Origin of the sequence: Cryobacterium glaciale (genome assembly GCF_004402535.1) — a bacterium.
GTDB lineage: Bacteria > Actinomycetota > Actinomycetes > Actinomycetales > Microbacteriaceae > Cryobacterium > Cryobacterium glaciale.
This window is the reverse complement of the sequence record NZ_SOEY01000034.1, coordinates 25166-45237: the sequence shown is the minus strand read 5'-3', so window position 1 is coordinate 45237 and position 20072 is coordinate 25166. Positions and strand designations below refer to the sequence as shown.

The 20072-nt window shown below is 66.3% G+C and carries 19 protein-coding genes; 3 read left to right on the top strand and 16 right to left on the bottom strand.

All coding sequences use genetic code 11. From position 1 onward, the window contains the following. Positions 1 to 80: 80 nt before the first annotated feature. Complete coding sequence (locus E3O06_RS16510; protein WP_134504511.1) at positions 81 to 998, top strand: hypothetical protein; 918 nt, start codon at positions 81 to 83, stop codon at positions 996 to 998. 22 nt (positions 999 to 1020) lie between these two features. Here E3O06_RS16510 and mutM read toward each other — a convergent pair whose 3' ends face one another. From mutM to E3O06_RS16465, 9 genes are all read right to left on the bottom strand, one after another. Then, a complete protein-coding gene (gene mutM / locus E3O06_RS16505; RefSeq protein WP_134504509.1) occupies positions 1021 to 1932 on the bottom strand; it encodes a bifunctional DNA-formamidopyrimidine glycosylase/DNA-(apurinic or apyrimidinic site) lyase in 912 nt (303 codons plus the stop codon). A 9-nt stretch (positions 1933 to 1941) separates the two neighbouring features. Further along, positions 1942 to 2634 carry a ribonuclease III gene (gene rnc / locus E3O06_RS16500; protein ID WP_134504507.1) on the bottom strand — a complete coding sequence of 231 codons (693 nt, stop codon included), beginning with the start codon at positions 2632 to 2634 and terminating at the stop codon, positions 1942 to 1944. Between the two features lie 47 nt (positions 2635 to 2681). Next, positions 2682 to 2885 (bottom strand): 50S ribosomal protein L32, encoded by a 204-nt coding sequence (rpmF, locus tag E3O06_RS16495; protein WP_092108959.1) that lies wholly within the window; start codon positions 2883 to 2885, stop codon positions 2682 to 2684. 2 nt (positions 2886 to 2887) lie between these two features. Then, on the bottom strand, positions 2888 to 3457 hold the full coding sequence (locus E3O06_RS16490) for a YceD family protein (RefSeq protein WP_241980330.1): 570 nt from the start codon (positions 3455 to 3457) through the stop codon (positions 2888 to 2890). Positions 3458 to 3494: 37 nt separating this feature from the next. Beyond that, on the bottom strand, positions 3495 to 5867 hold the full coding sequence (locus tag E3O06_RS16485) for a transglutaminase TgpA family protein (protein ID WP_134504505.1): 2373 nt from the start codon (positions 5865 to 5867) through the stop codon (positions 3495 to 3497). Beyond that, on the bottom strand, positions 5860 to 7212 hold the full coding sequence (locus E3O06_RS16480; RefSeq protein ID WP_166788243.1) for a DUF58 domain-containing protein: 1353 nt from the start codon (positions 7210 to 7212) through the stop codon (positions 5860 to 5862). Before E3O06_RS16480 ends, E3O06_RS16485 begins: the two co-directional genes overlap by 8 nt. A gap of 35 nt (positions 7213 to 7247) precedes the next feature. After that, positions 7248 to 8387 carry an AAA family ATPase gene (locus E3O06_RS16475; protein WP_174843249.1) on the bottom strand — a complete coding sequence of 380 codons (1140 nt, stop codon included), beginning with the start codon at positions 8385 to 8387 and terminating at the stop codon, positions 7248 to 7250. Further along, on the bottom strand, positions 8384 to 8872 hold the full coding sequence (gene coaD, locus E3O06_RS16470; protein ID WP_174843248.1) for a pantetheine-phosphate adenylyltransferase: 489 nt from the start codon (positions 8870 to 8872) through the stop codon (positions 8384 to 8386). The genes E3O06_RS16475 and coaD overlap by 4 nt, the downstream gene beginning before the upstream one ends. 64 nt (positions 8873 to 8936) lie before the next feature. Then, positions 8937 to 11189: an ATP-dependent DNA helicase RecG gene (locus E3O06_RS16465; protein WP_134504501.1), complete on the bottom strand. Its 2253-nt coding sequence runs from the start codon at positions 11187 to 11189 to the stop codon at positions 8937 to 8939. A gap of 51 nt (positions 11190 to 11240) precedes the next feature. Between E3O06_RS16465 and rsmD the strand changes: the two genes are divergently transcribed. Beyond that, positions 11241 to 11816, top strand: a complete 576-nt coding sequence (gene rsmD, locus E3O06_RS16460) for a 16S rRNA (guanine(966)-N(2))-methyltransferase RsmD (RefSeq protein ID WP_134504499.1) — start codon at positions 11241 to 11243, stop codon at positions 11814 to 11816. Here the strand turns inward: rsmD and thiL are convergent. Further along, the gene (gene thiL / locus E3O06_RS16455) at positions 11813 to 12868 is read right to left on the bottom strand and encodes a thiamine-phosphate kinase (protein ID WP_134504497.1); all 1056 of its coding nucleotides are present in this window, start codon (positions 12866 to 12868) and stop codon (positions 11813 to 11815) included. The genes rsmD and thiL overlap by 4 nt on opposite strands. A gap of 24 nt (positions 12869 to 12892) precedes the next feature. Between thiL and E3O06_RS16450 the strand changes: the two genes are divergently transcribed. After that, on the top strand, positions 12893 to 13417 hold the full coding sequence (locus E3O06_RS16450; RefSeq protein WP_134504495.1) for a DUF3515 family protein: 525 nt from the start codon (positions 12893 to 12895) through the stop codon (positions 13415 to 13417). A gap of 40 nt (positions 13418 to 13457) precedes the next feature. On the opposite strand, the gene E3O06_RS16445 is transcribed toward E3O06_RS16450, so the two are convergent. The 6 genes from E3O06_RS16445 to leuC all read right to left on the bottom strand — a co-directional run bounded on the left by E3O06_RS16445 (position 13458) and on the right by leuC (position 19954). Continuing rightward, positions 13458 to 14555, bottom strand: coding sequence for a D-alanine--D-alanine ligase family protein (locus E3O06_RS16445; RefSeq protein ID WP_134504493.1), 1098 nt, complete (start codon positions 14553 to 14555; stop codon positions 13458 to 13460). Beyond that, positions 14455 to 15558 carry an NAD(P)H-dependent glycerol-3-phosphate dehydrogenase gene (locus tag E3O06_RS16440; RefSeq protein WP_134504491.1) on the bottom strand — a complete coding sequence of 368 codons (1104 nt, stop codon included), beginning with the start codon at positions 15556 to 15558 and terminating at the stop codon, positions 14455 to 14457. The genes E3O06_RS16445 and E3O06_RS16440 overlap by 101 nt, the downstream gene beginning before the upstream one ends. A 37-nt stretch (positions 15559 to 15595) precedes the next feature. Beyond that, on the bottom strand, positions 15596 to 16336 hold the full coding sequence (locus E3O06_RS16435) for a lysophospholipid acyltransferase family protein (RefSeq protein WP_420898896.1): 741 nt from the start codon (positions 16334 to 16336) through the stop codon (positions 15596 to 15598). A gap of 64 nt (positions 16337 to 16400) precedes the next feature. Next, on the bottom strand, positions 16401 to 17795 hold the full coding sequence (gene murA, locus E3O06_RS16430) for a UDP-N-acetylglucosamine 1-carboxyvinyltransferase (RefSeq protein ID WP_134504489.1): 1395 nt from the start codon (positions 17793 to 17795) through the stop codon (positions 16401 to 16403). Between the two features lie 82 nt (positions 17796 to 17877). Next, positions 17878 to 18492 (bottom strand): 3-isopropylmalate dehydratase small subunit, encoded by a 615-nt coding sequence (leuD, locus tag E3O06_RS16425; protein ID WP_134504487.1) that lies wholly within the window; start codon positions 18490 to 18492, stop codon positions 17878 to 17880. Between the two features lies 1 nt (position 18493). After that, positions 18494 to 19954: a 3-isopropylmalate dehydratase large subunit gene (leuC, locus tag E3O06_RS16420; RefSeq protein ID WP_134504485.1), complete on the bottom strand. Its 1461-nt coding sequence runs from the start codon at positions 19952 to 19954 to the stop codon at positions 18494 to 18496. Between the last annotated feature and the right edge of the window lie 118 nt (positions 19955 to 20072).

The following is a 20072-nucleotide window of genomic DNA, read 5'->3' as shown; positions in this document are numbered from 1 at the left end:
TTGTGTTTAGCGGTCGAGAATCTCCCAAGCTCCCCGTCAAGGTGCTGCTAGCCTTGCAGTTTCAGGCTGAGGGGGTTCTGGTGGTTGCACTTACCCAGATGAAAGCGATCGTTCCGTTGGTGTATCTGGTCATGGGGATGCTCTCGGCGATCGTCGGGCTCTTGCCTTGGCTGGTCACCGGGATGCGCCTTCCCCTACAGAATTTGTGGGCCGTCAACACCTTGCCGGAGGACATGCCGATCGTCCTGCTGCCATTTAGCCAGTACACGATCACGCTCATCGTGGCGGTGATCGTGACCGGGTCAGCGCTCGCCGGCGGCCTCGCGCGGGTGACGCGCGCGCAGCACCCCCGATTCACTCTCGCCGCGATCGTCGTCGGCGTGCTGACCGTGCAGGTCGTTGCCATCGTGCAGACCGCCGTCACCACCGCCGTCGGACTCACCGAGAGCCCCGCGGCGAAGGTGTACCTGTTCGTCCTGACCGCCGGAACACTGGCCGCCAGCCTGATCGGACTGCTCATTCTTGCGCTCATCGCCCGAGCGCCCGTCGCCGGCGCGATGGTGGCCGTGAGCCTGGCCGCCGTCGCCTCTAGCGCCTGGCTCAACGGATTCATCGCGCATCCGCTCAGCTTCGAGGTATCGGAGACAGCCAGGGCTCTGCTGAACGCAACCCGGTGGGTTCCGGCCGTGATCGTGGGGCTCGCCGTGGCCTGGGGCGGCCTGGCAACAATTGGTCGGGTGGCCGGGGCGGTCGTCAGTTTTCTTGCCCTCTGGATCGGACCGACACTGTTCACGGCCGTGAGCGCCGCAGCGGGAACGCGTGTGCTGGCCGCCTATCCCGCCGAGATGCTCGATTATGGTGCGCAGGTATTCGTCAGCGCGCTGGGCGTGAAGGGCGGATCGGCCTCACTCCTGATCCCCGCGGTCATCGTGATGGTTCTCGGCTTGGCTGTGCGCTGGGCGCTGCGTCGTCGGCGTCTCCAGGCTGCCCTGGCCTGATGCCCACGTTACCGTTCAGCGGCTAACGCAGGCGCTGACAGCGCGGGCAGAAGTGCGAGCCGCGATTCATGAACTGCTCGCGCACGATCAGGGTGCCGCAGCGGGAGCACGGCGTGCCCTGCCGCCCGTAGGCCTCAAGGCTGTGCGCGAAATAGCCGGACTGCCCGTTCACGTTCACGTACTGGGCGTCGAAGCTGGTTCCGCCCTCGGCGAGGGCGCGGTGCAGAATGGTGCGCACTGCGGCGAGCAATACCGTGGCCTTCGCCGAAGACAGCGACGCAGCCGGCTGCTCGAAGTGGATGCGCGCGGCGAACAACGCTTCGTCCGCGTAGATATTGCCGATGCCGCTGATCAGGTTCTGGTCGAGCAGCGCCCGCTTGATGCCGGTGTTCTTGCGCGCGAGGGCTGCGAAGAAGGCGCTCGACGAGAACGACGGATCGATGGGGTCGCGAGCAATGTGCGCGACCTGGGAGGGTATGCGGTGCTGCCAGGCGGCATCCGCTTGCAGCTCCCCCGAATATCCCGCCGGGAGCGCGTCCCTGGTCGGGCCCATCACGTCGACGGCCATGCTGCCGAAAATGCGCTGGTCGACGAAATTCACCCAGAGCTCGCCGTGGGTCGGGTGTTCCAGCGTCAAGCGGATGCGCAACATCCGATCCAGGGCGGCGCCCGGTCTGCGCAGCAGAACTTGTCCGCTCATACCGAGGTGGATGACCAGGGCTCGGCCGCTGCCGAGCGGCAGCCACAGGAACTTGCCGCGACGTACGGCGGCGAGAATTCGGCGCCCGGTGAGTTGTTCGGCGAAGGAACCGGAAGCCGGATCGTGACGGCGCAGGGAGCGTTCGTCGAAGATCTCGACGCCGGTGACGATGGCATCGGTGACCGCCGGTTGCAGGCCGGCCCGCACGACCTCGACTTCGGGGAGTTCCGGCATAGCGGAGAACTACAGCGCGTTGAGCCGGTCGATGGCTTCGCGGGCGGCAGCCATCTCGGCGAATTTCTTGCTCGGGCCAACGCCCGCGGCGGTGACGACAGTGCCGATCGCTACGGTGGCCACGAACACCTTGGAGTGATCGGGCCCGCTCGCTTCGAGCGTGTAGACGGGAACGCCGACGCCGGCACTAGCCGCTAGCTCCTGCAGGGCTGTTTTCGGGTCCATCGACACACCGAAGTGGCCAGGTTCGGCCAGCAGAGGAGCGATTAGCCGCAGCACGAATGCAGTGGCGACGTCGCCACCGGCGTCAAGGAAAGTCGCACCGATGAGCGCTTCGACAGTGTCAGCCAGGATGGACGCCTTGTCGCGACCGCCGGTGAGGATCTCACCACGACCGAGGCGGATATACTCCCCCAGACCCAGACCGCGGGCGATCTGGGCGAGCGCCGCCGTCGACACCAGGCTGGCCCGGCGCTTGGCCAGGTGTCCCTCGTCGAGGTCGGGATAGGTGCGATAAAGCATCACCGTGACGGCCTGTCCCAGAATCGAATCGCCGAGAAATTCCAGACGCTCGTTGGTGGGGATACCGCCGTTTTCGTACGCAAAAGACCGGTGGGTCAGAGCAAGCTCCAAAATCACCGGTTCAATCTGCACGCCGAGGGTCGCCAACAGGGGCGACCGCTCGGTCTTCACGTCTCTCATTTACACATCTTCATCGACCGAGTTCCGGTCCGGTGAAAAGAGGTGTCCTAGATGTCGGCGACTTTACGGCCCTTGTATTCCATGAACAACGGGGTACCGGTGGAGTCGGTGACAACCTTGGCGCGGTGCGGAAGGCTGTAGACGACCTTGCCGCCCTCCATGGTCTTCACGAGGGTGGGAGGCGTGGCCTTCCACTGCGCGCGACGCGAGTGGGTGTTGGAACGCGACATCTTGCGCTTCGGTACTGCCATGACTACTTCTCTTCTCTGTCTGAAACATGGATGTCCGCACCCATGTCTTTGTCTGTGGAAGCCGTAAACCCCGCAAGCGCTGACCACCGGGGGTCGGGCGCATCGTCGGAAACGAGTTCAGGTAGTTCGGCAAGCGGCTGCCCGGTCTCACTGTCAAGACCAGGGCAATCCCGCCGACATACTGGCTGGAACGGAAGTGATAACACTACCGCGTCCCGGATCAAAGATTCCAAATCGACATGGTCGTCCAAAATCTCAAACTCGAAGGCTTCCTCCTGAGGATAACCGAAAAGCTCGGCAAACTGAACTCGGACGGGCAGGTCGATGTCCTTGAGGCACCGGCCGCACTCCCCGAGGGCGCGCGCATAGACCTCGATGCTCACCAGGATCCCCTCGTGCATCGCCTCGAGGCGCAGCTCGGTCGACAGGGTCGAGCCGGCTTTCACAGCCACGAGGCCAGCCCCGAGGTCGTCGGGAACCACGATATCGAGGTGGCGTTCGTGCATGGTGCCCGGGCGGTTGATGAGGTCACGCACGTCGACCGTGTACGGCGTCTTCTTGAACTTAGTCACGGTCGTAAATTGTACGCTTTCTGGGTGAGTGCTCCGTTCAGGGGGCAGTCACTCGGGCGGGGCGCTCACCGCGCAGCAACGCACCCAGGCTGGCGAACAGCGAGGTCGGCGCAAACGTCGCTCGCAGACGGATGCCGACACTCGCGCTGGCGTGCAGCGCCCGCAGCACCACGGCCAGGTCGGCTGCAAGGGTGTCCCCCCCTGCCGGCGATCGGTCGAACCGCGAACGTTCCAACGCCAGCAACACCCGTTCGAGCGCTTCCATCGACGCAGGGTCGAGCGTTCCCTCCAGGCGGCCCGCGAAAGCACGCGGAGTTTCGGTGACCGGCACCGCTATACCGTGATCGAGACTGGTGTGCTGCAGTTCAGTCCAGGCGAGGCCGGCACCGGTCGAGCGGATGCGGCGCAGCCGCGAACGACGCAGCATCCGCCTGGCGACCCCCGGCAGAACCAGCACAAGCAGTCCCAGCGCGCTGAAACCGATGATAGCCAGCAGGTTGCCGGTCACGGCGTCCTGCGTTGTGGCGCCGCGTTCGAGGGCGGAATCGTCGGCGAGCCGGTCGGCGCCGAGACCGGGTGCACTCGTGGCGGCCGCTCCGCCTGGCAGCGTCGTCGGTGTGTCGGCATCCACTGTCTGCTCGTAGTTGGGAACGGTGCCGCGCCCGGGGGTCGGCTCAAATTTCACCCAGCCGATACCCACGAAATACAACTCCGGCCAGGCATGAAGGTCATGCGAATCCACGAGGTACTGCCCGAGGCCCTGCTCGAGGTCCTGCGATTTCACGCCGGGCAGGTAGCCGAGCGAGACCCGGGACGGAATGCCTAGGCTGCGTGCCATCGTCGCCATGGTCGCGGCGAAGTGCACGCAGTAGCCGCGTTTCTCCTGGAGGAACACTCCGATCACGTCGATTCCGCCACCGTCGTAACCGGCTTCGACGGGCGCGTCCGTGTCATAGCTGAAGGCGCTGCCGCGCAGATAGGTTTGGATCGCGATGGCGGCGTCGTAGGTCGACGCAGCCTGGGCCGTCACCTCCAACGCCGTCTCTTCGATGATCGTCGGCGGATTGGTCGGGAGTTGCAGATTGCCGAGAACGCTTGCCGGGTAGTCGGTGCTGGCCTGGCGCAGCTGGTCAGCCGTTGGTTTGATCTCCAAGGACGATACCGTGTATTTCTGGCCGAGCGTGTTCGACGTCGTGCTCGCAATCGCCCGGGTACGGCTGTCCCAATACCAGCGGCCGCTCAGCCCCTCGATGCTCGTGGCGCGGGCCGGTGCGGGCAGCCAGTGGCTGTTGACGCCGTCGATGACGATCGACGTCGACGCTTCCGCGGTCTCGACGGTGCTGTCCAGCCCGAACGGCCGCTGAATATCGTCGACGGTGTTGCGGGTGTTCGCCCCGTCGATGCGAGCCGTCCAGCTCAAACCGATGACCTCATCGAGGGTGAGCAGGGTGAAGTACGGCCGCTCAGTGCCGATCGAGGTGTAGTGAAAAGCCGGTCCGGCCTTGGGACGGCGCAGGTCCTGCCCGAGATTGATCATGGGGCTGACCCCGCTCCCAAACAACAAGCCGCCCGGCCGAGCCGTGACCAGCCCTCCGGCCGTGAACGCCGGCGCGACCGTGCTCAGGATCAGGGCGCCCACGATGGCAAGGGATCCCACGACGAGTGCGCCGCCGATCGGCCCTGGCCCACGCCGCCGCGGCGCTCGAGAGGCCCGCAATCCGGTCGACGGACGCCTTTCCTCCTGCGCGCGACGCACATAGACGTCGACCCGCAAGAGCAGCAGGAAAGCTATCGCGGCGACGATCAGCGCGGCCATATCTGCACCGTCATCGACGATGAATCCCGGCGCGAGCAGCGGCACGAGTGCGCCCGCCGCGCCGAGCGCAGGCCAGCGCAGGCTCACGGCGAGCAGATCCATGAGTACAGCGATCAGTCCCGTGCCGCCGGCCAGCAGAAAGAGGATGCCGACAGTCACTTCGGCCGGAGTGCTCTGTTGGGCGATCGACGCCCCACCGGCGTCGACCAGGTCGGTGAACGTGCCGATGGTCTGCGGTGTCGGAATGAGCCAGAACAGCCCGGTGCCGCCGCCGAACAGCAGCGTCATCGCGCCAACGAGCACCGCGGCGTTCGCCAACGGAATGATCGGGCGCGGCAGCCCGAGCCTCCGAAACAGCGCGGAGCCCAGCAGCACGGCCGCCCCGACCGTGGCAGAGACCCACCACCAGGCACTGCCCCGCAGCAGCGGGCCGAGTGCCGCGCAGCAGATGAGCAGCAGCAACAGCAGACTGAGGGCGAGCGGCCAGAGCGCGGCATCACGGCCGCCGCGCCGACCGCGCGGCGCCTGGGGCGGGCGCACCGGGCGCCCCGCCGAAACAGAAACCGGCGCCGGCTTCGTCGCCAGGCTAGTCATGGCTGGCGCCTCGCTCCCCGCTCACGTCGTTCCACGCCTCTTCCAGGTCGTCGGCACTGGCGAGCTCCACGCAGCGCCAGCCGGCGCCCTGCAGGCGTTCGCGGGCCGGAGCGCCGACGGTGCGCTGCACAAACGCGACGGCGGGCTCACAGTGACGGGCGAGGGCGACCAGGCCGTCGACATCCGCTTCGGACACGCTCACGAGCAGCGCGAACGTCGGCAGCACGGGTTGCGCTCCCCGCAGCGCGGCGCGCACCGGCACCCGACGCTCGGCGGCGAGGCGAGCGCTGCGACTGGGCCACGGCACCGGAATTACGCTCGCGAGGGCCTCGAGCAGGGCGCGATCGCCGCCGGGCGCGCGAAAAGTGGCCGGCACATCGCCGTGCAGCCCGCCCAGGGTCTGTTGGTCGCCCGGCAGCAGCTGGCTGGCGCCGAGTTCGATCACCTCAAGGCGGTATCCGGCGTCGAGCAGGTGGACACCAACGGATGCCGCCAGTTCGATCTCGAGTTCGAACGCGGCCAACAGGTGCGGTGGAACATGCCCGGCGCCCAGGCCGGCCGCACCGGCCAGGGTCGTATCGAGCACGATGCGGGCCTCAGGATTGCTGCGCTGTTCCTCCTGCCGCACCATGATTTCGCCGTGCCGGGCCGTGGCTGGCCAGTTTACCCGGCGCAGGGCATCGCCAGGGCGGTACTCGCGGGCGATGAGTTCGTCGGAGGTGGGGGTTGCCTGACGAACCAGTTCGCGAATGGAGCCATCGTTGCTGGACTGGGCGAGACCGCTACCGGGCAGCCGGGTCACCCGGGGCGTCACGATCAGGTCGTGGGGGGAACCAGCGTTTCGGTCACTGTTCGCGAAGCCGAACGGGTCCTGCCGGAACACGCGCAACGGGCCGACGTCGTAGACGCCGCGGTGGCGCGGCACGACGGAGTACTCAAGGTGCACGCTCTCGCCCGCCACACCGTTCCGGCTCACGAGCGGGAGTAGGGCTACTGGAGGAGTGTCGATGCCGGGTGACGGGGTGTCGCACCAGGAGGCACCACCGAGCGGCGCCGCAGACAGATTGTGCAGCTGCAGAGACACCATACTCTCACCGCCGACCGGCACGATCGGCGGCCGAAAGACCCGGCTGACCTCGACCCGTGCCGGACGAAGCGATACGTATGCGGCCGCAACCAGCGGTGCCATGATCAGGAGGCTGGCGACGAACAGCATGTCGCGACTGTTCACCAGCACCGCGTTTGTGAACAGCACGACTCCGACCGCCAGGAAGACCGCGCCGCGAAGGGTGAGCCGCGTGGCGAATCGGGCGGCCAACCGTGTATACCACTCGGCGTTGGCCACCGGCCCGGACCCTCTCACCCCGCGTGCCGCCATGACTACGTCGTTCCGGTGGAACCCACGGGCCGAGGCGGAACGGCGCGTACCGCCGGCACTGATTCAAACGCCACTGATTCAAATCGCGCGGATGCCCCGCCCCCGACGGGCACGGGCGTATCGGCGAGGATCCGGCGCACGATATCGTCGATCACCGGGCCGCTGTCCTGGTGGTGGTGACCCAACGCGCGGCTGGTGGGCACCAGCCGATGGCCGAGGACGGCCACCGCGAGCGAGTCGATATCGTCGGGCAACACGTAATCCCGACCGCTCAACGCGGCCTGCGCCTTCGCCGCACGAATCAGCTGCAGGGTCGCGCGCGGGCTGGCCCCAAGGCGCAGGTCGCGATCGTCGCGGGTGGCTCGAACCAGATTCACCGCGTATTCCTTGACGGCACCCGAGGCGAAGACCGCTCGCGCCATGAGCATCATGTCCCGCAGGGTCTCCCCCGATACGACGGCCGAGATTAAAGCGAGCGGACTGCTGGTGTCGCGCGAGTCGAGCATCGCGAGCTCGGAGTCGGAGTCGGGATAACCCATGGAGATGCGGGCCATGAACCGGTCGCGCTGGGCCTCCGGGAGGGCGTAGGTTCCCTCCATCTCGATCGGGTTCTGGGTGGCGATGACGGTGAAGGGCAGGGCGAGCGGGTAGGTGATGCCGTCGACAGTGACCTGGCGTTCCTCCATCGACTCCAAGAGGGCCGACTGGGTCTTCGGGCTTGCCCGGTTGATCTCGTCACCGATGACGATGTTGGCGAAGACCGGACCGGGTTTGAACTCGAACCGGCGCTCGGCCTGGTTGAACACCGACACCCCGGTCACGTCGGAGGGCAGCAGGTCGGGGGTGAATTGGATTCGACCGACCGTGCAGTCGACGGAGCGGGCGAGGGCCTTGGCGAGCATGGTCTTACCGACGCCGGGAACGTCCTCGATGAGCAGGTGCCCCTCGGCCAGGAGCACGGTCAGGGCGATCTGGACGGCCTCATGCTTGCCATCGATGACCGTCTCAACATTGCGCATGATGGCACGCCCGGAGGTTTGCAGCCCGCTGAGATCAGCGGCCGAATCGCTGTTGAACGGCGCAGCCTCGACCGATGGAACCGACGCCAGTTCCGCAGAGGAGCGAGTCGGTTTGCGGTTCATACCCGCGACCGCTCCAGGTATTCCGCAACGGCATGGGGGACGTAGGGCGACACATCGCCGCCGAGGCCGGCCACCTGTCGCACCAGCGAGCTGGAGACATGGGCGTTGGCCGGGTCAGGCAGCAGGAACACCGTTTCAACAGCGGCAAGATTGCGATTGACGATTGCCATCGGCGTCTCATAGGCCACATCGACCTGCGAGCGGATGCCTTTCACCAGCACGCTCGCCCCGACGTCCATGCAGTAGTCCACGAGCAGTCCCATGCTCCAGCTGGCGACGACGATGTTGGTCGGCAGCCCCGCCTCTTTGATGGACTGTTCCAGCAGCGACACGCGCTGGCTGATCGGTAACAGGGCTGATTTGTCGGGGTTGTGCACCACGAGCACATGGAGCTCGTCGAACAGGCCGGCTGCACGATCGATCACGTCCAAGTGGCCCAGGGTTACGGGGTCAAATGATCCAGGGACAACGGCGATCCTGCGCATGATCACACCCTACTGCCACAGGCTGACCGGCGCTGCCCGGTGCATCCGTTTGACGTCGTCATCATCAGCCTTTATTGAGCCAGGAGCGTTCGGATTCGTTCAGCCGGCGGGCTATCGCGTCGCGCAGCGCCGGGTTGGTGCGGATGCCCGGATCGCCCGTCACGAGGTGGTACGCGGCTTGTCGTACCTCGGCGATCATGTCTCCATCGACCGCCACCCGCAGAAAGCGCAGTTTCGAGCCGTCGCCGGACTGCAGGTCGCCGAGGACGTTGCCCTCACGGCGCAGGGCCAGGTCGAGTTCAGCGAGCACGAAGCCATCGAGCGTCGCCGCGACGTCACCGATACGCTGGCGGGACGGCGACCCCGGCCGGGAATTGGTCACCAGCAGGCACAGCCCCGGCACGCCGCCACGGCCGACGCGGCCTCGCAACTGGTGGAGTTGGGAGACACCGAATCGGTCGGCGTCGAGCACGACCATGGCCGAGGCATTGGGCACGTCGACACCGACCTCGATCACGGTCGTCGCCACGAGAACATCGATCTCACCGGCGGCGAACGCCCGCATGATGCGATCTTTCTCGTCGCTCGTCATGCGCCCGTGCAGGGCCTCCAGTCGATAGGGGGCCAGCGTCGGTACGCCGCGCATGCCTTCGAGAACCTCTTCCACGTTGAACAAGGGGCCGGATTTCTCTCCGCCAGACGGTTCGATTCCGGCCAGGTCATCGGGGGCTTCCTCGATTTCTGCCGGAGATATCGCCGGACAGACGACGAACCCCTGACGCCCGAGCGCGAGCTCCTGCGCCAGGCTCGCCCACACCCGGCCGAACAGGGCTCCGTTCTCGCCCATGGGCACCACGACACTGCGAATCCCCTGGCGTCCGGCCGGCAGCATGCGGATGGTGCTCACGTCGAGATCACCGAACACGGTCATGGCGATGGTGCGCGGTATCGGCGTGGCCGTCATGACGAGAACGTGCGGTGGTTCAGCTCCCTTGAGCCGCAGGGTTTCGCGCTGGTCGACGCCGAATCGGTGCTGCTCGTCGATAACGATCAGTCCGAGGTCGAAGAAGGTCACGGTGTCGCTGAGCAGGGCGTGGGTGCCGATCACGATGCGTGACTGGCCCGACACGGTGCGCAACAGCGCCTTGCGCTTCTGCGCGACGGGAAGTTTGCCGGTGAGCAGGGTCGGCATGAGTTCGGTCGCGAGATCGGGGCCGAGCAGCGTCGTGATCGACCGCAGGTGTTGCCCGGCGAGCACCTCGGTCGGGGCCAGTAGTGCCGTCTGGCCGCCGCTGTCGGCCACGGCGAGCATGGCTCGCAGCGCCACGACGGTTTTACCCGACCCGACCTCCCCCTGCAGCAGCCGGTTCATCGGGCCGGACCTGGCCATATCGGTGGCGATTTCAACGGCACAGATCTCCTGGTCGACCGTGAGCACGAACGGCAGCGCGGCATCAAAGCGTTCGAGATATCCGCCGGGTGTTGGCACGCGCGGCCGGGTGCGGCGCTCCCGCGCAATACTGTGCCGCTGCATGAGGGCGCACTGCAGTACCCAGGCTTCGGTGAACCGCAGCGTGTCCTGCGCGGCCATCCACTGTGCTTTCTTGTCGGGGCTGTGAATCCAGCGGATGGCCTGGGTGTGGTCGAGCAGACCGTGTTCGACCCGCAGGTCCTGGGGAACAGGGTCGGGCAGCGTGCCCACCCGCCGGAGCACCTGGTCGATCAGGGTCTGCAGGTTCCAGCTGGTCTCCGAGGCTGTGGCCGCGTAAATCGGGATGAGCGGCTTGTGGCGCAAGCGTACGGTCGGGTCGTCGCGGGCCTCTTCTTCTTCGCTTTCAAAGGTCTTGTACGACGGGTTCGCCAGCTGACTCTGGTTCTGAAACGTCGATACTTTGCCGGAAAAGCTGCCGCGCAGCCCGGGACGCAACTGGTCAAGGCGCCACTGCTGGCTCTTCTTGCCGAAGAACGTGAGAATGAACTCGCCGCCACCGTCGGAGATGACCACCTCGACGATCGTGCCAGGCCGCGACGACATGCGCTTTTCTCGGGCGGACACGATATCGGCGATGACGGTGATGTTGGCGCCGGGAGTGAGCTGATTGAGCGGCCGCAGTACGTCGCGGTCGGCGTAGTCGCGCGGGTAGTGGCTGAGCAGGTCGTTTACAGTGTGAAAACCGAAAGCCTTTTCGAGCGCTCGCGCCTTGAGGGCGCCGAGCGCCTTCTTCAGGGGGGTATCGAGGTTGATCGGTTCCAGCTGGGGCACTGGCAGGGCGACGCCGTCGAATTCGGGGCCATGGGCAGCGCTCGAACCGGTCATGGTTCCATCGTAAACGGAGCCTCTGACAGGGCAGCTAGGCTCGGGAGGGTTATGACGCGAATTATTTCCGGGTTTGCCGGCTCCTTGACCCTGGCGGTACCGAAATCGGGAACACGGCCGACCAGCGATCGGGTGCGGGAGGCTATCTTCTCGGCGCTCGACTCGCGGGATGCGCTGCACGGCATGCGCGTGCTGGACCTGTATGCGGGATCGGGCGCGCTGGGGCTCGAGGCGGCCAGCCGCGGGGCGCGGGTGGTCACGCTCGTCGAGAACAGTTATGGAGCGGCGGCCATGTGCCGTAAGAACGGCGAGGCGGTGCAGCGGTCAGCGCCGAAGGGTACTGTGTTGAAGATCGCGGTGTCATCACAGGCGGTGCAGTCTTTTTTGGCGGCGACCAAGGACGGCTTCGACGTGGTTTTCATCGACCCGCCTTACGACCTCAGCGAGGTTGAGCTGGGTCACAATCTGCGTGCGCTCGCTCCGCTGCTGGCCGACGACGCGCTCGTGGTGCTGGAGCGCAGCTCGCGCTCGCCCGAGCCGGAGTGGGGCGGCGGCCTGGTATTGGAACGCCGCAAGGATTACGGCGACACAACCGTCTGGTACGCCTCACCTCCAGAGCAGAACTAGCCGGCCGCACCGTCCCAGCCGCGGTAGGGGTCCCAGCCGCCCTGGTCGTGCCGGGCGCCGTCGACGGTGATCGCTCCCGCCAGGATCGAAGCGGATGCCGCCACGACCGTTCCGAGGCGGCGAAAGCCGTGTGGCAGGGCGGATTCGGGCGGAAAGGCGGCGAGGAGTCCGTGGTCCTCGCCGCCGCCGAGGGCGACCTCGATGCGATCGCCCAGGCAGCTGGAATCGAAGTCGATGCCGACACCGCTCGCGCGGGCGATCCGCCCGGCGTCGATCGCGAGTCCGTCGGAGACGTCGAGCATGGCGGTGGCACCGGCGAGGGCGGCGAGAGGTCCGCTGGCAATCGGAGGCACCGGGGTGAGCTGGGCGGCCACCTCGGTCGGATGCGTGAGCTTGAGGGCGTTCGCCCGGTCGCGGTCTGGCGTTCCGAGGGAATCAACCCCCAGGCGAAACAAGAGTTCGAGGCCGATTCCGGCTTCACCGAGCCGACCGGAGAGCGCTACGACGTCGCCGGGGCGTGCGCCGGAACGCAACACGGGCGCACGACCCTCGAGGTCACCGAAGGCCGTCACGGCGAGGGTGAGGGCGTCGGAGGCCGACAGGTCGCCCCCGACCACGCCGCAGCCGGGGGCGAGGGCCTCGCAGCAGTCGCGCAGCCCGTCGGCGATCCCCTCGAGCACCGACACTGGAGTCGACGGCGGTGCGGCGATCGCGACGACGAGCGCTGTCGGTCGTGCGCCCATCGCGGCCACGTCGGAGAGGTTCGTGGCGGCCGCCTTCCAGCCGAGGTCGTGCGGCGTCGACCAGGCGAGGCGAAAGTCCGGCCCCTGAATCATCATGTCGGTCGTCACCACGAATCGTCCGTCGGGCGCGGAGATGACCGCGGCATCATCACCCGGGCCGAGAAGCTGCGCTGTTGCCGTCGGCAGCCGGGGAAAGATCCGCCCGAGCACGGCTCCCTCGCTCAGGTCCGCGAGTGTTTCACTGGCGGCGGATCGAGGTGCTGCGGCGGAATGCGAGGCTGGAAGCGGGGCATCCGCTGCGGTGGTCATGTAAGAAACGGTAGCCTGAATACGATGTCTCACCGATTCCTGCTCCTGCGCTCCGCTCCCCTACGCTCCGTCGCCGTCGTGACCGTGCTCGCGAGTTCACTGCTGCTGGCCGGCTGCGCCGCTGCCGTGCCGCTGGCCCCGGCCGCCGATGCCACCAATGTGGTTTGCGCCGACGTGATCGTGCACCTGCCGTCCACCGTCGCCGACCAGCCGTCACGGGAGACGAACGCCCAGGCCACCGGCGCCTGGGGCGACCCTGCCGCGGTGCTGCTGCACTGCGGTGTGACGGTGCCGGCGCCCACAACGCTGCCCTGCCTGAACATCAACGGCATCGACTGGATCGAAGACGACTCCGACGCCCCGACCTACCGCTACACGACGTACGGACGCGACCCGGCCATCGAGATCGTGGTCGACTCTGAAGCGGTGAGCGGCTCGACCGCGCTCATCGACGTCGCCAATGCGGTCGGCTATGTGCCGGCGACCGGTGCCTGCGTCGGCGCCGAAGACGTGCAGCTGCCCACCGACGAGGCCACGACCGCCCCGTAAGTCTCGATCGCTCGTCCCTCACGCCTCGACCAGCGAGGGGTCAGGAACCGTGGTGGGCGTGGGCTAAGGCCACCGCGATGAGTTCGTCGATCAGCTCGGGGTAGGTGTAGCCGCTCGCCAGCCAACAGCTCGGGAACATCGAGATGCTCGTGAAGCCGGGCATGGTGTTGATCTCGTTGATCACCCAGCCGGCAGCCGTCAGGAAGAAGTCCACCCGGGCCAGTCCTGCGCCGCCAATCGCCTCGAACGCGGCGATGGCGAGACGCTGCACCTCGGCCAGTTCTGCCGCCGCCAGGGGCGCAGGGCAGACCAGGTCGACCCCCGGCGCGCCCTGGTACTTCGCCGCGAAGTCATAGAAGTCCCGGCCGGTGACGACGACCTCGCCGGCCACGGAGGCGCGCGTCCGCTCCCCCGGACGGCCCTGCAGCACGGCAATCTCCAGCTCCCGACCGACGAGCCCGGATTCGATGAGCACCTTGGTGTCTTCGGCCAGGCCGACCGTCATGGCCTCGGCCAGCTGGGCTGGTGTCGATACCTTGCTAACGCCCACGCTCGACCCGGCGCGGGCCGGCTTCACGAAGGCGGGCAGGCCGAGCTGTTCGAGGGCGGCATAGGCCATCCCGGGAGCCTGCGCCCAGTCATCCGCTGTGACTGTGCGCCACGGCGCAACAGGCAGGGCCGCCTGCTGAAACACACTCTTTGCGAAGTGCTTGTCCATCCCCAAAGCGGATGCCAGCACCCCCGACCCGACGTAGGGCAGGCCCAGCAGGTCGAGCATGCCCTGGATGGTGCCGTCCTCGCCGAACGGTCCATGCAAAATCGGGAATATAAGATCAACGGAGCCCAACGATCGCTCACCCGACGCGTCGACGACGGTCAGTTCCCGGCTCGACGCGCTCTGCGGCCAGCGCACCCGCGTGCCGTTGTCGGCGACGACGGGCAGCGCCTGCGCGGTGAGAACGAATTTGGCCGGATCGTTGTCTTCGAGAACAAACGCGCCGTCCCCGGTGATTCCGACCGGAATGATCGTGTAACGCTCAGGGTCGAGGGCCGCCAGCACTCCGCCGGCCGTGGCGCAGCTGATCGAATGTTCGCTGGAACGCCCCCCAAAGAGAAGCACCACCGTGAGCTTGTGCATCGTCAAGTGTCCTTTCGCCCTGCGGTTCGCCGGAGTCAGTTGTGAGGTGCGGCGCAATGTCGCGGGGGTTGAGGGTGCCGTCGAGTACCTGGCGCACCTGTTCGACGATCGGCATCTCCACACCCTTGGCGCGGGCCAGTTCGAGAACAGGCTTCACCGAGGCGAGGCCTTCGGTGGTCTGCTGCATCTGCTTGACGACGTCGTTGATGCTGTAGCCCTGGCCGAGCAGCCGCCCGGCTGTGTTGTTCCGCGACAGCGGCGACTGGCAGGTGGCGATGAGGTCGCCGAGACCGGCCAGGCCGGCCAGGGTCTCGGCCTGGGCTCCGTAGGCGACTGCGAAGTCGGTCATTTCGACCAGGCCGCGGGTGATGATCGAGGCCTTGGTGTTCTCGCCGTAGCCGACTCCGTCGACGATGCCGATCGCCACCGCGATGAGGTTCTTCAGCACGCCACCGAACTCGGTGCCGATGACGTCGGTATTGATGTACGACCGAAAGTAGCGGTTGGTGGCCAGTTTGGCCACGGCCTGCGCCGTTTCGAGGCTCGATGACGAAACGACGGCGCCGGTGGGCTGTTCCTTGGCGATTTCCAGGGCGAGGTTGGGTCCGCTGATCGCCGCGATCCGGTCGGGGTCGATGCGCAGCACCTCTTCGATAACGCTGCTCATGCGCATGCCGGTCGAGCGTTCGACGCCCTTCATGAGCGAGATGATGATCGCGTTCTCGGCCAGGTACGGTTCGACCTGCTTGAGGTTTTCGCGTAGCGACTGGCTGGGCACCGAGACGAAGACCATTTCGGCACCGGCCAGGGCCAGGTCGAGACGGCTCGTGGCGCGCAGGCCGATCGGCAGGTTCACGCCGGGCAGGTAGTCGCTGTTGCGGCGCGCTTCGGAGATCTCACGCGCCAGTTCGGGGCGACGAGCCCAGAGTACGACGTCGGCGCCGCCATCCGTCAGAATTTTTGCGAAGGTCGTTCCCCAACTTCCGGCCCCCAGAACAGCCACCCGAGTGCCTGGTTGGATCCTGGGCTGCTGCGGGTTTCTAGGCTTCAAAACGACCGGTCTCTTTCTGGTTGTGCTCCGACGGGTTCCAGCGCTTGGCCGGGGCTTTCTCACCGCGCAGGTCTTCGAGCAGTGCCGTGATGGCCACCATTACGACGGCGGTCGCCTCGTTGAGGGTGGCCGTGTCGAGGCTGCGGCCGCGAAACTGGGCGAGGTCGAGCGGGTCGCCGATCTTCACCCTGATGGTCTTGCGGGGGAACAGGCTGATCTTCTTGGAATACCTCTCCATCAGGTGTTGGGTACCCCAGTGCGCGGCCGGCACGATCGGAATCCCCTGTTCGAGCGCGATGCGCACCGCGCCGGTCTTTCCGCGCATCGGCCATAGATCGGGATCGCGGGTGAGCGAGCCCTCCGGGTAGACGACCACGATCTGGCCCTTCTGGACCAGGCGTTGCGCGGCCTTGACCGGTTCGCTGCCGCGCACCGAGCCGCCGCGCTGCACCGGAATCTGGCCCGACCGAGTCAGCACCCAGCCGATGACGGGAATCTTGAAAACGGATGCCTTCGCCAGGAACCGCGGCAGCCGGCCCAGCTTCCACGCCACGACGCCCATGACCACGGGGTCGATCTCGCTGTAGTGGTTCGGCGCGAACACGAAAGCCCCACTGCGCGGAAACTTATGCGCGTCGATGATCTCGTAGCGGGCTGCGAGGTTCATCACCGGCAGGATCAGCCCGGCAAGAATCCAGAACGCGCTCGGCCTGCTCTTCTCGGAACGGATTCGGGTTGACGGTTCGGACGACTCGGGAACTGCTGGCACGTCATTATTTTCAGGCACGCGCCTATTATCCTTCGAGATCGAAGTCCGCCCCCAAAAGCCGCAGCTTGCCGATGAAGTTCTCGTATCCGCGGCTGATGATTCCCACGTTGCTGACCGTCGAGGTCCCCTCGGCCGAGAGCGCGGCGATCAGGTGGCTGAAGCCGCCGCGCAGGTCGGGCACGACGATGTCGGCGCCGTGCAGCTGGGTCGGGCCGGTGATGACCGCCGAGTGGTTGAAGTTGCGCTGGCCGAAGCGGCACGGGTGGCCGCCGAGGCATTCCTTGTGGATCTGAATGGTCGCGCCCATTTCGACGAGCGCGTCGACGAAGCCGAACCGCTGTTCGTAGACCGTCTCGTGCACGATCGAGGTGCCGTGCGCCTTGGTGAGGGCGATCACGAGCGGCTGCTGCCAGTCCGTCATGAAGCCGGGGTGGACATCCGTTTCGATGATGACCGGCTTGAGGTCACCGCCGGGGTGATAGAAGCGGATGCCGTCGTCACAGATGTCAAAAGCGCCGCCGACCTTGCGGAACACGTTGAGGAAGGTGATCATCTCGGGCTGGCGGGCACCGCCGACGAAGATGTCACCGTCGGTCGCGAGGGCAGCGGCAGCCCAGCTGGCGGCCTCGTTGCGGTCGAACAACGCACGGTGGTTGTAGCCCAGCAGGCGTTCGACGCCCTCGATGCGAATCACCCGGTCGGTGTCGACCGTGATGATCGCGCCCATCTTCTGCAGAATGTTGATGAGGTCCATGATCTCGGGCTCGATCGCCGCGCCCTTGAGTTCGGTGAGGCCATCGGCCCGCACCGCGGTGAGCAGCACCTGCTCGGTCGCCCCCACGCTCGGGTAGGGCAGCTCGAGCTTGGCGCCCTTGAGACCGTTCGGCGCCGACATGCGGATGCCGTTGGGCTGCTTTTCGACGACGGCGCCGAACTTGCGCAGCACCTCGAGGTGAAAGTCGATCGGCCGGTCGCCGATGCGGCAGCCGCCGAGGTCGGGGATGAACGCTTCGCCGAGCCGGTGCAGCAGCGGTCCGCAGAACAGAATCGGGATGCGGGAGGAACCGGCGTGGGCGTCGATGGCGGCGAAGTGTGCACTCTCCACGTCGACCGGGTCGAGAATGAGGTCGCCAGGTTCGGCGCCCTCGGTCACCTTGACGCCGTGCACCTCGAGCAGCCCCCGAACGATCCGAACATCGCTGATGTTCGGAACGTCCTTGAGTACGCTCGGGGTTTCACCGAGCAGAGCGGCGACCATGGCCTTGGTGACGAGGTTCTTCGCTCCCTTCACCTCGATGCGGCCGACCAGCGGGATGCCGCCACGGATGGTGATTTTGTCGGCGGTGAGGCCGACGGATGCCCCGTGATTCTGGGCACTCCCCCGCTCGTTCGCGTCGTCGTTGAGCCTGGCGTCATTCATGTTCTGCGCCTCTTGATCACGCCGGGCTTCACTGAGAGTGCTCACAAATTACCTGTCCTAATGCAAATTGATGCAATACAAATTAGTGCGTTGATTCCGGGGACCGCGCGGGAAGAGTCTGGGGCAACCACGACTCTCGCGTTGCTTCGAATTCACTGATCCGCGCTTCGTCACGCAACGTCAGCCCGATGTCATCAAGACCTTCGAGCAGCCGCCATCTAGTGTAATCATCGATCTCGAAATTCACGGTCAGATCGCCGACACGCACGGTTTTACCCACCAGATCCACGGTCAGCTCGATGCCGGGGGCGGCTTCGACGAGGTTCCACAGGGTTTCGGCATCCGCTTCGCTAATCTGACCGGCGAGCAGCCCCTGCTTGCCGGAGTTGCCTCGAAAGATGTCACCGAATCGGGGGCTGAGCACCACGTCGAACCCGTAGTCGCGCAGGGCCCAGACCGCGTGTTCACGCGAGGAACCGATGCCGAAGTCGGCCCCGGCGATGAGCACGCGCCCGCCCTGGTATTCCTTCTTATTGATGACGAAATCGGGGTCCTGGCGCCAAGCCGCGAAGAGGGCGTCTTCAAAGCCGGTGCGCGTGACGCGCTTGAGGTGCACGGCGGGGATGATCTGGTCCGTGTCGACGTTGGAACGGCGGAGCGGCACCGCGATACCGGTGACGGTCGTGAATTTCTGCATGCTACTGGTCTCCATCCTGAACGAGGTCCCAAGGGCCCGAGAGTGTGCCGCGAATAGCCGTGGCTGCCGCGACGAGCGGCGACACCAGGTGGGTGCGCCCGCCCTTGCCCTGACGTCCCTCGAAGTTGCGGTTGCTGGTAGACGCACAGCGTTCGCCGGGTTCGAGCTGGTCGGGGTTCATGCCGAGGCACATGGAACAGCCGGCGAAACGCCATTCGGCTCCGAAGTCGAGAAAAATCTGGTCGAGCCCCTCGGCTTCGGCCTCGATGCGCACGCGGGCCGAGCCGGGAACGACCATCATGCGCAGTCCCTCGGCCTTGGTCTTGCCCTTGATGATTTCGGCGGCGGCGCGCAGGTCTTCGATCCGGCTGTTGGTGCAGGAACCGAGAAAAACGGTGTCGACCCGAATCTCCTTCATCGGTGTGCCGGCCGTGAGGTCCATGTATTCCAGCGCCCGCTCGGCGGCCGAGCGCTCGTTGGCGTCGACGATATCGGCGGGGTTCGGCACGGATCCGCTCAAGGAGACGCCCTGACCGGGGTTGGTACCCCAGGTGACGAACGGTTCGAGCTCGTTGGCGTCGATGATCACCTCGGCGTCGAAGCTGGCACCGTCATCGGTGGCCAGGGTCTGCCAGTAGGCGACTGCGGCGTCCCAGTCGGCGCCGCGCGGCGCGTGCGCACGTCCCTCGAGGTAGTCGTAGGTGGTCTGGTCGGGCGCGACCATGCCGGCCCGGGCGCCGGCCTCGATCGACATGTTGCAGATGGTCATGCGACCTTCCATGGAGAGCGCACGAATGGCCTCGCCACGGTACTCGAGCACGTAGCCCGCTCCCCCACCGGTGCCGATCTTCGCGATCACGGCGAGGATGATGTCCTTCGCGGTGACCCCGGTGCGCAGTGTGCCGTTGACCGTGATGGCCATGGTCTTGAACGGGTTCAGTGGCAGCGTCTGGGTGGCCATGACGTGCTCGACCTCGCTCGTGCCGATTCCGAGCGCCATCGCCCCGAACGCGCCGTGCGTGGAGGTGTGCGAGTCACCGCAGACCACGGTGATGCCGGGCTGGGTCAGGCCGAGCTGCGGGCCGACGACGTGCACGATGCCCTGCTCGATGTCACCGAGCGAGTGCAGCCGCACGCCGTACTCGGCGCAGTTGCGTCGCAGGGTCTCGATCTGGGTGCGGCTGGTCAGATCGGCGATCGGCTTGTCGATGGCCAGGGTCGGCGTGTTGTGGTCTTCGGTCGCGATGGTCAGATCGGGCCGGCGTAGCTTTCGGTTGGCCAGGCGCAGCCCGTCGAAGGCCTGCGGGCTGGTGACCTCGTGCAGCAGGTGCAGGTCGATGTAGATCAGGTCGGGCGTGCCGTCCTCACCCTTGGTGACGAGGTGCTTGTCCCACACCTTCTCGGCGAGCGTGCGCAGGCCGGTGCTGGAACTCACTTGCGAAGTGGGTATTACATTGGTCATTTTGAGCGTCTTCCTCACGAATCGATGGCAGCCACGCCGAACTCCGCGACGAGGGAGGCCTCAGGACAGGGACTCGTCGCGGCACAGAAGAAGTCGGCTCAGTACCACGGGTTCAGGG

What these genes read in the sequence shown, in the direction of transcription:
- mutM (WP_134504509.1), bottom strand. Translation starts at nt 1,932, where the DNA reads ATGCCGGAACTCCCCGAAGTCGAGGTCGTGCGGGCCGGCCTGCAACCG.
- rnc (WP_134504507.1), bottom strand. Translation starts at nt 2,634, where the DNA reads ATGAGAGACGTGAAGACCGAGCGGTCGCCCCTGTTGGCGACCCTCGGC.
- rpmF (WP_092108959.1), bottom strand. Translation starts at nt 2,885, where the DNA reads ATGGCAGTACCGAAGCGCAAGATGTCGCGTTCCAACACCCACTCGCGT.
- E3O06_RS16485 (WP_134504505.1), bottom strand. Translation starts at nt 5,867, where the DNA reads ATGACTAGCCTGGCGACGAAGCCGGCGCCGGTTTCTGTTTCGGCGGGG.
- E3O06_RS16475 (WP_174843249.1), bottom strand. Translation starts at nt 8,387, where the DNA reads ATGAACCGCAAACCGACTCGCTCCTCTGCGGAACTGGCGTCGGTTCCA.
- coaD (WP_174843248.1), bottom strand. Translation starts at nt 8,872, where the DNA reads ATGCGCAGGATCGCCGTTGTCCCTGGATCATTTGACCCCGTAACCCTG.
- E3O06_RS16465 (WP_134504501.1), bottom strand. Translation starts at nt 11,189, where the DNA reads ATGACCGGTTCGAGCGCTGCCCATGGCCCCGAATTCGACGGCGTCGCC.
- rsmD (WP_134504499.1), top strand. Translation starts at nt 11,241, where the DNA reads ATGACGCGAATTATTTCCGGGTTTGCCGGCTCCTTGACCCTGGCGGTA.
- thiL (WP_134504497.1), bottom strand. Translation starts at nt 12,868, where the DNA reads ATGACCACCGCAGCGGATGCCCCGCTTCCAGCCTCGCATTCCGCCGCA.
- E3O06_RS16450 (WP_134504495.1), top strand. Translation starts at nt 12,893, where the DNA reads ATGTCTCACCGATTCCTGCTCCTGCGCTCCGCTCCCCTACGCTCCGTC.
- E3O06_RS16445 (WP_134504493.1), bottom strand. Translation starts at nt 14,555, where the DNA reads ATGCACAAGCTCACGGTGGTGCTTCTCTTTGGGGGGCGTTCCAGCGAA.
- murA (WP_134504489.1), bottom strand. Translation starts at nt 17,795, where the DNA reads ATGAATGACGCCAGGCTCAACGACGACGCGAACGAGCGGGGGAGTGCC.
- leuD (WP_134504487.1), bottom strand. Translation starts at nt 18,492, where the DNA reads ATGCAGAAATTCACGACCGTCACCGGTATCGCGGTGCCGCTCCGCCGT.
- leuC (WP_134504485.1), bottom strand. Translation starts at nt 19,954, where the DNA reads ATGACCAATGTAATACCCACTTCGCAAGTGAGTTCCAGCACCGGCCTG.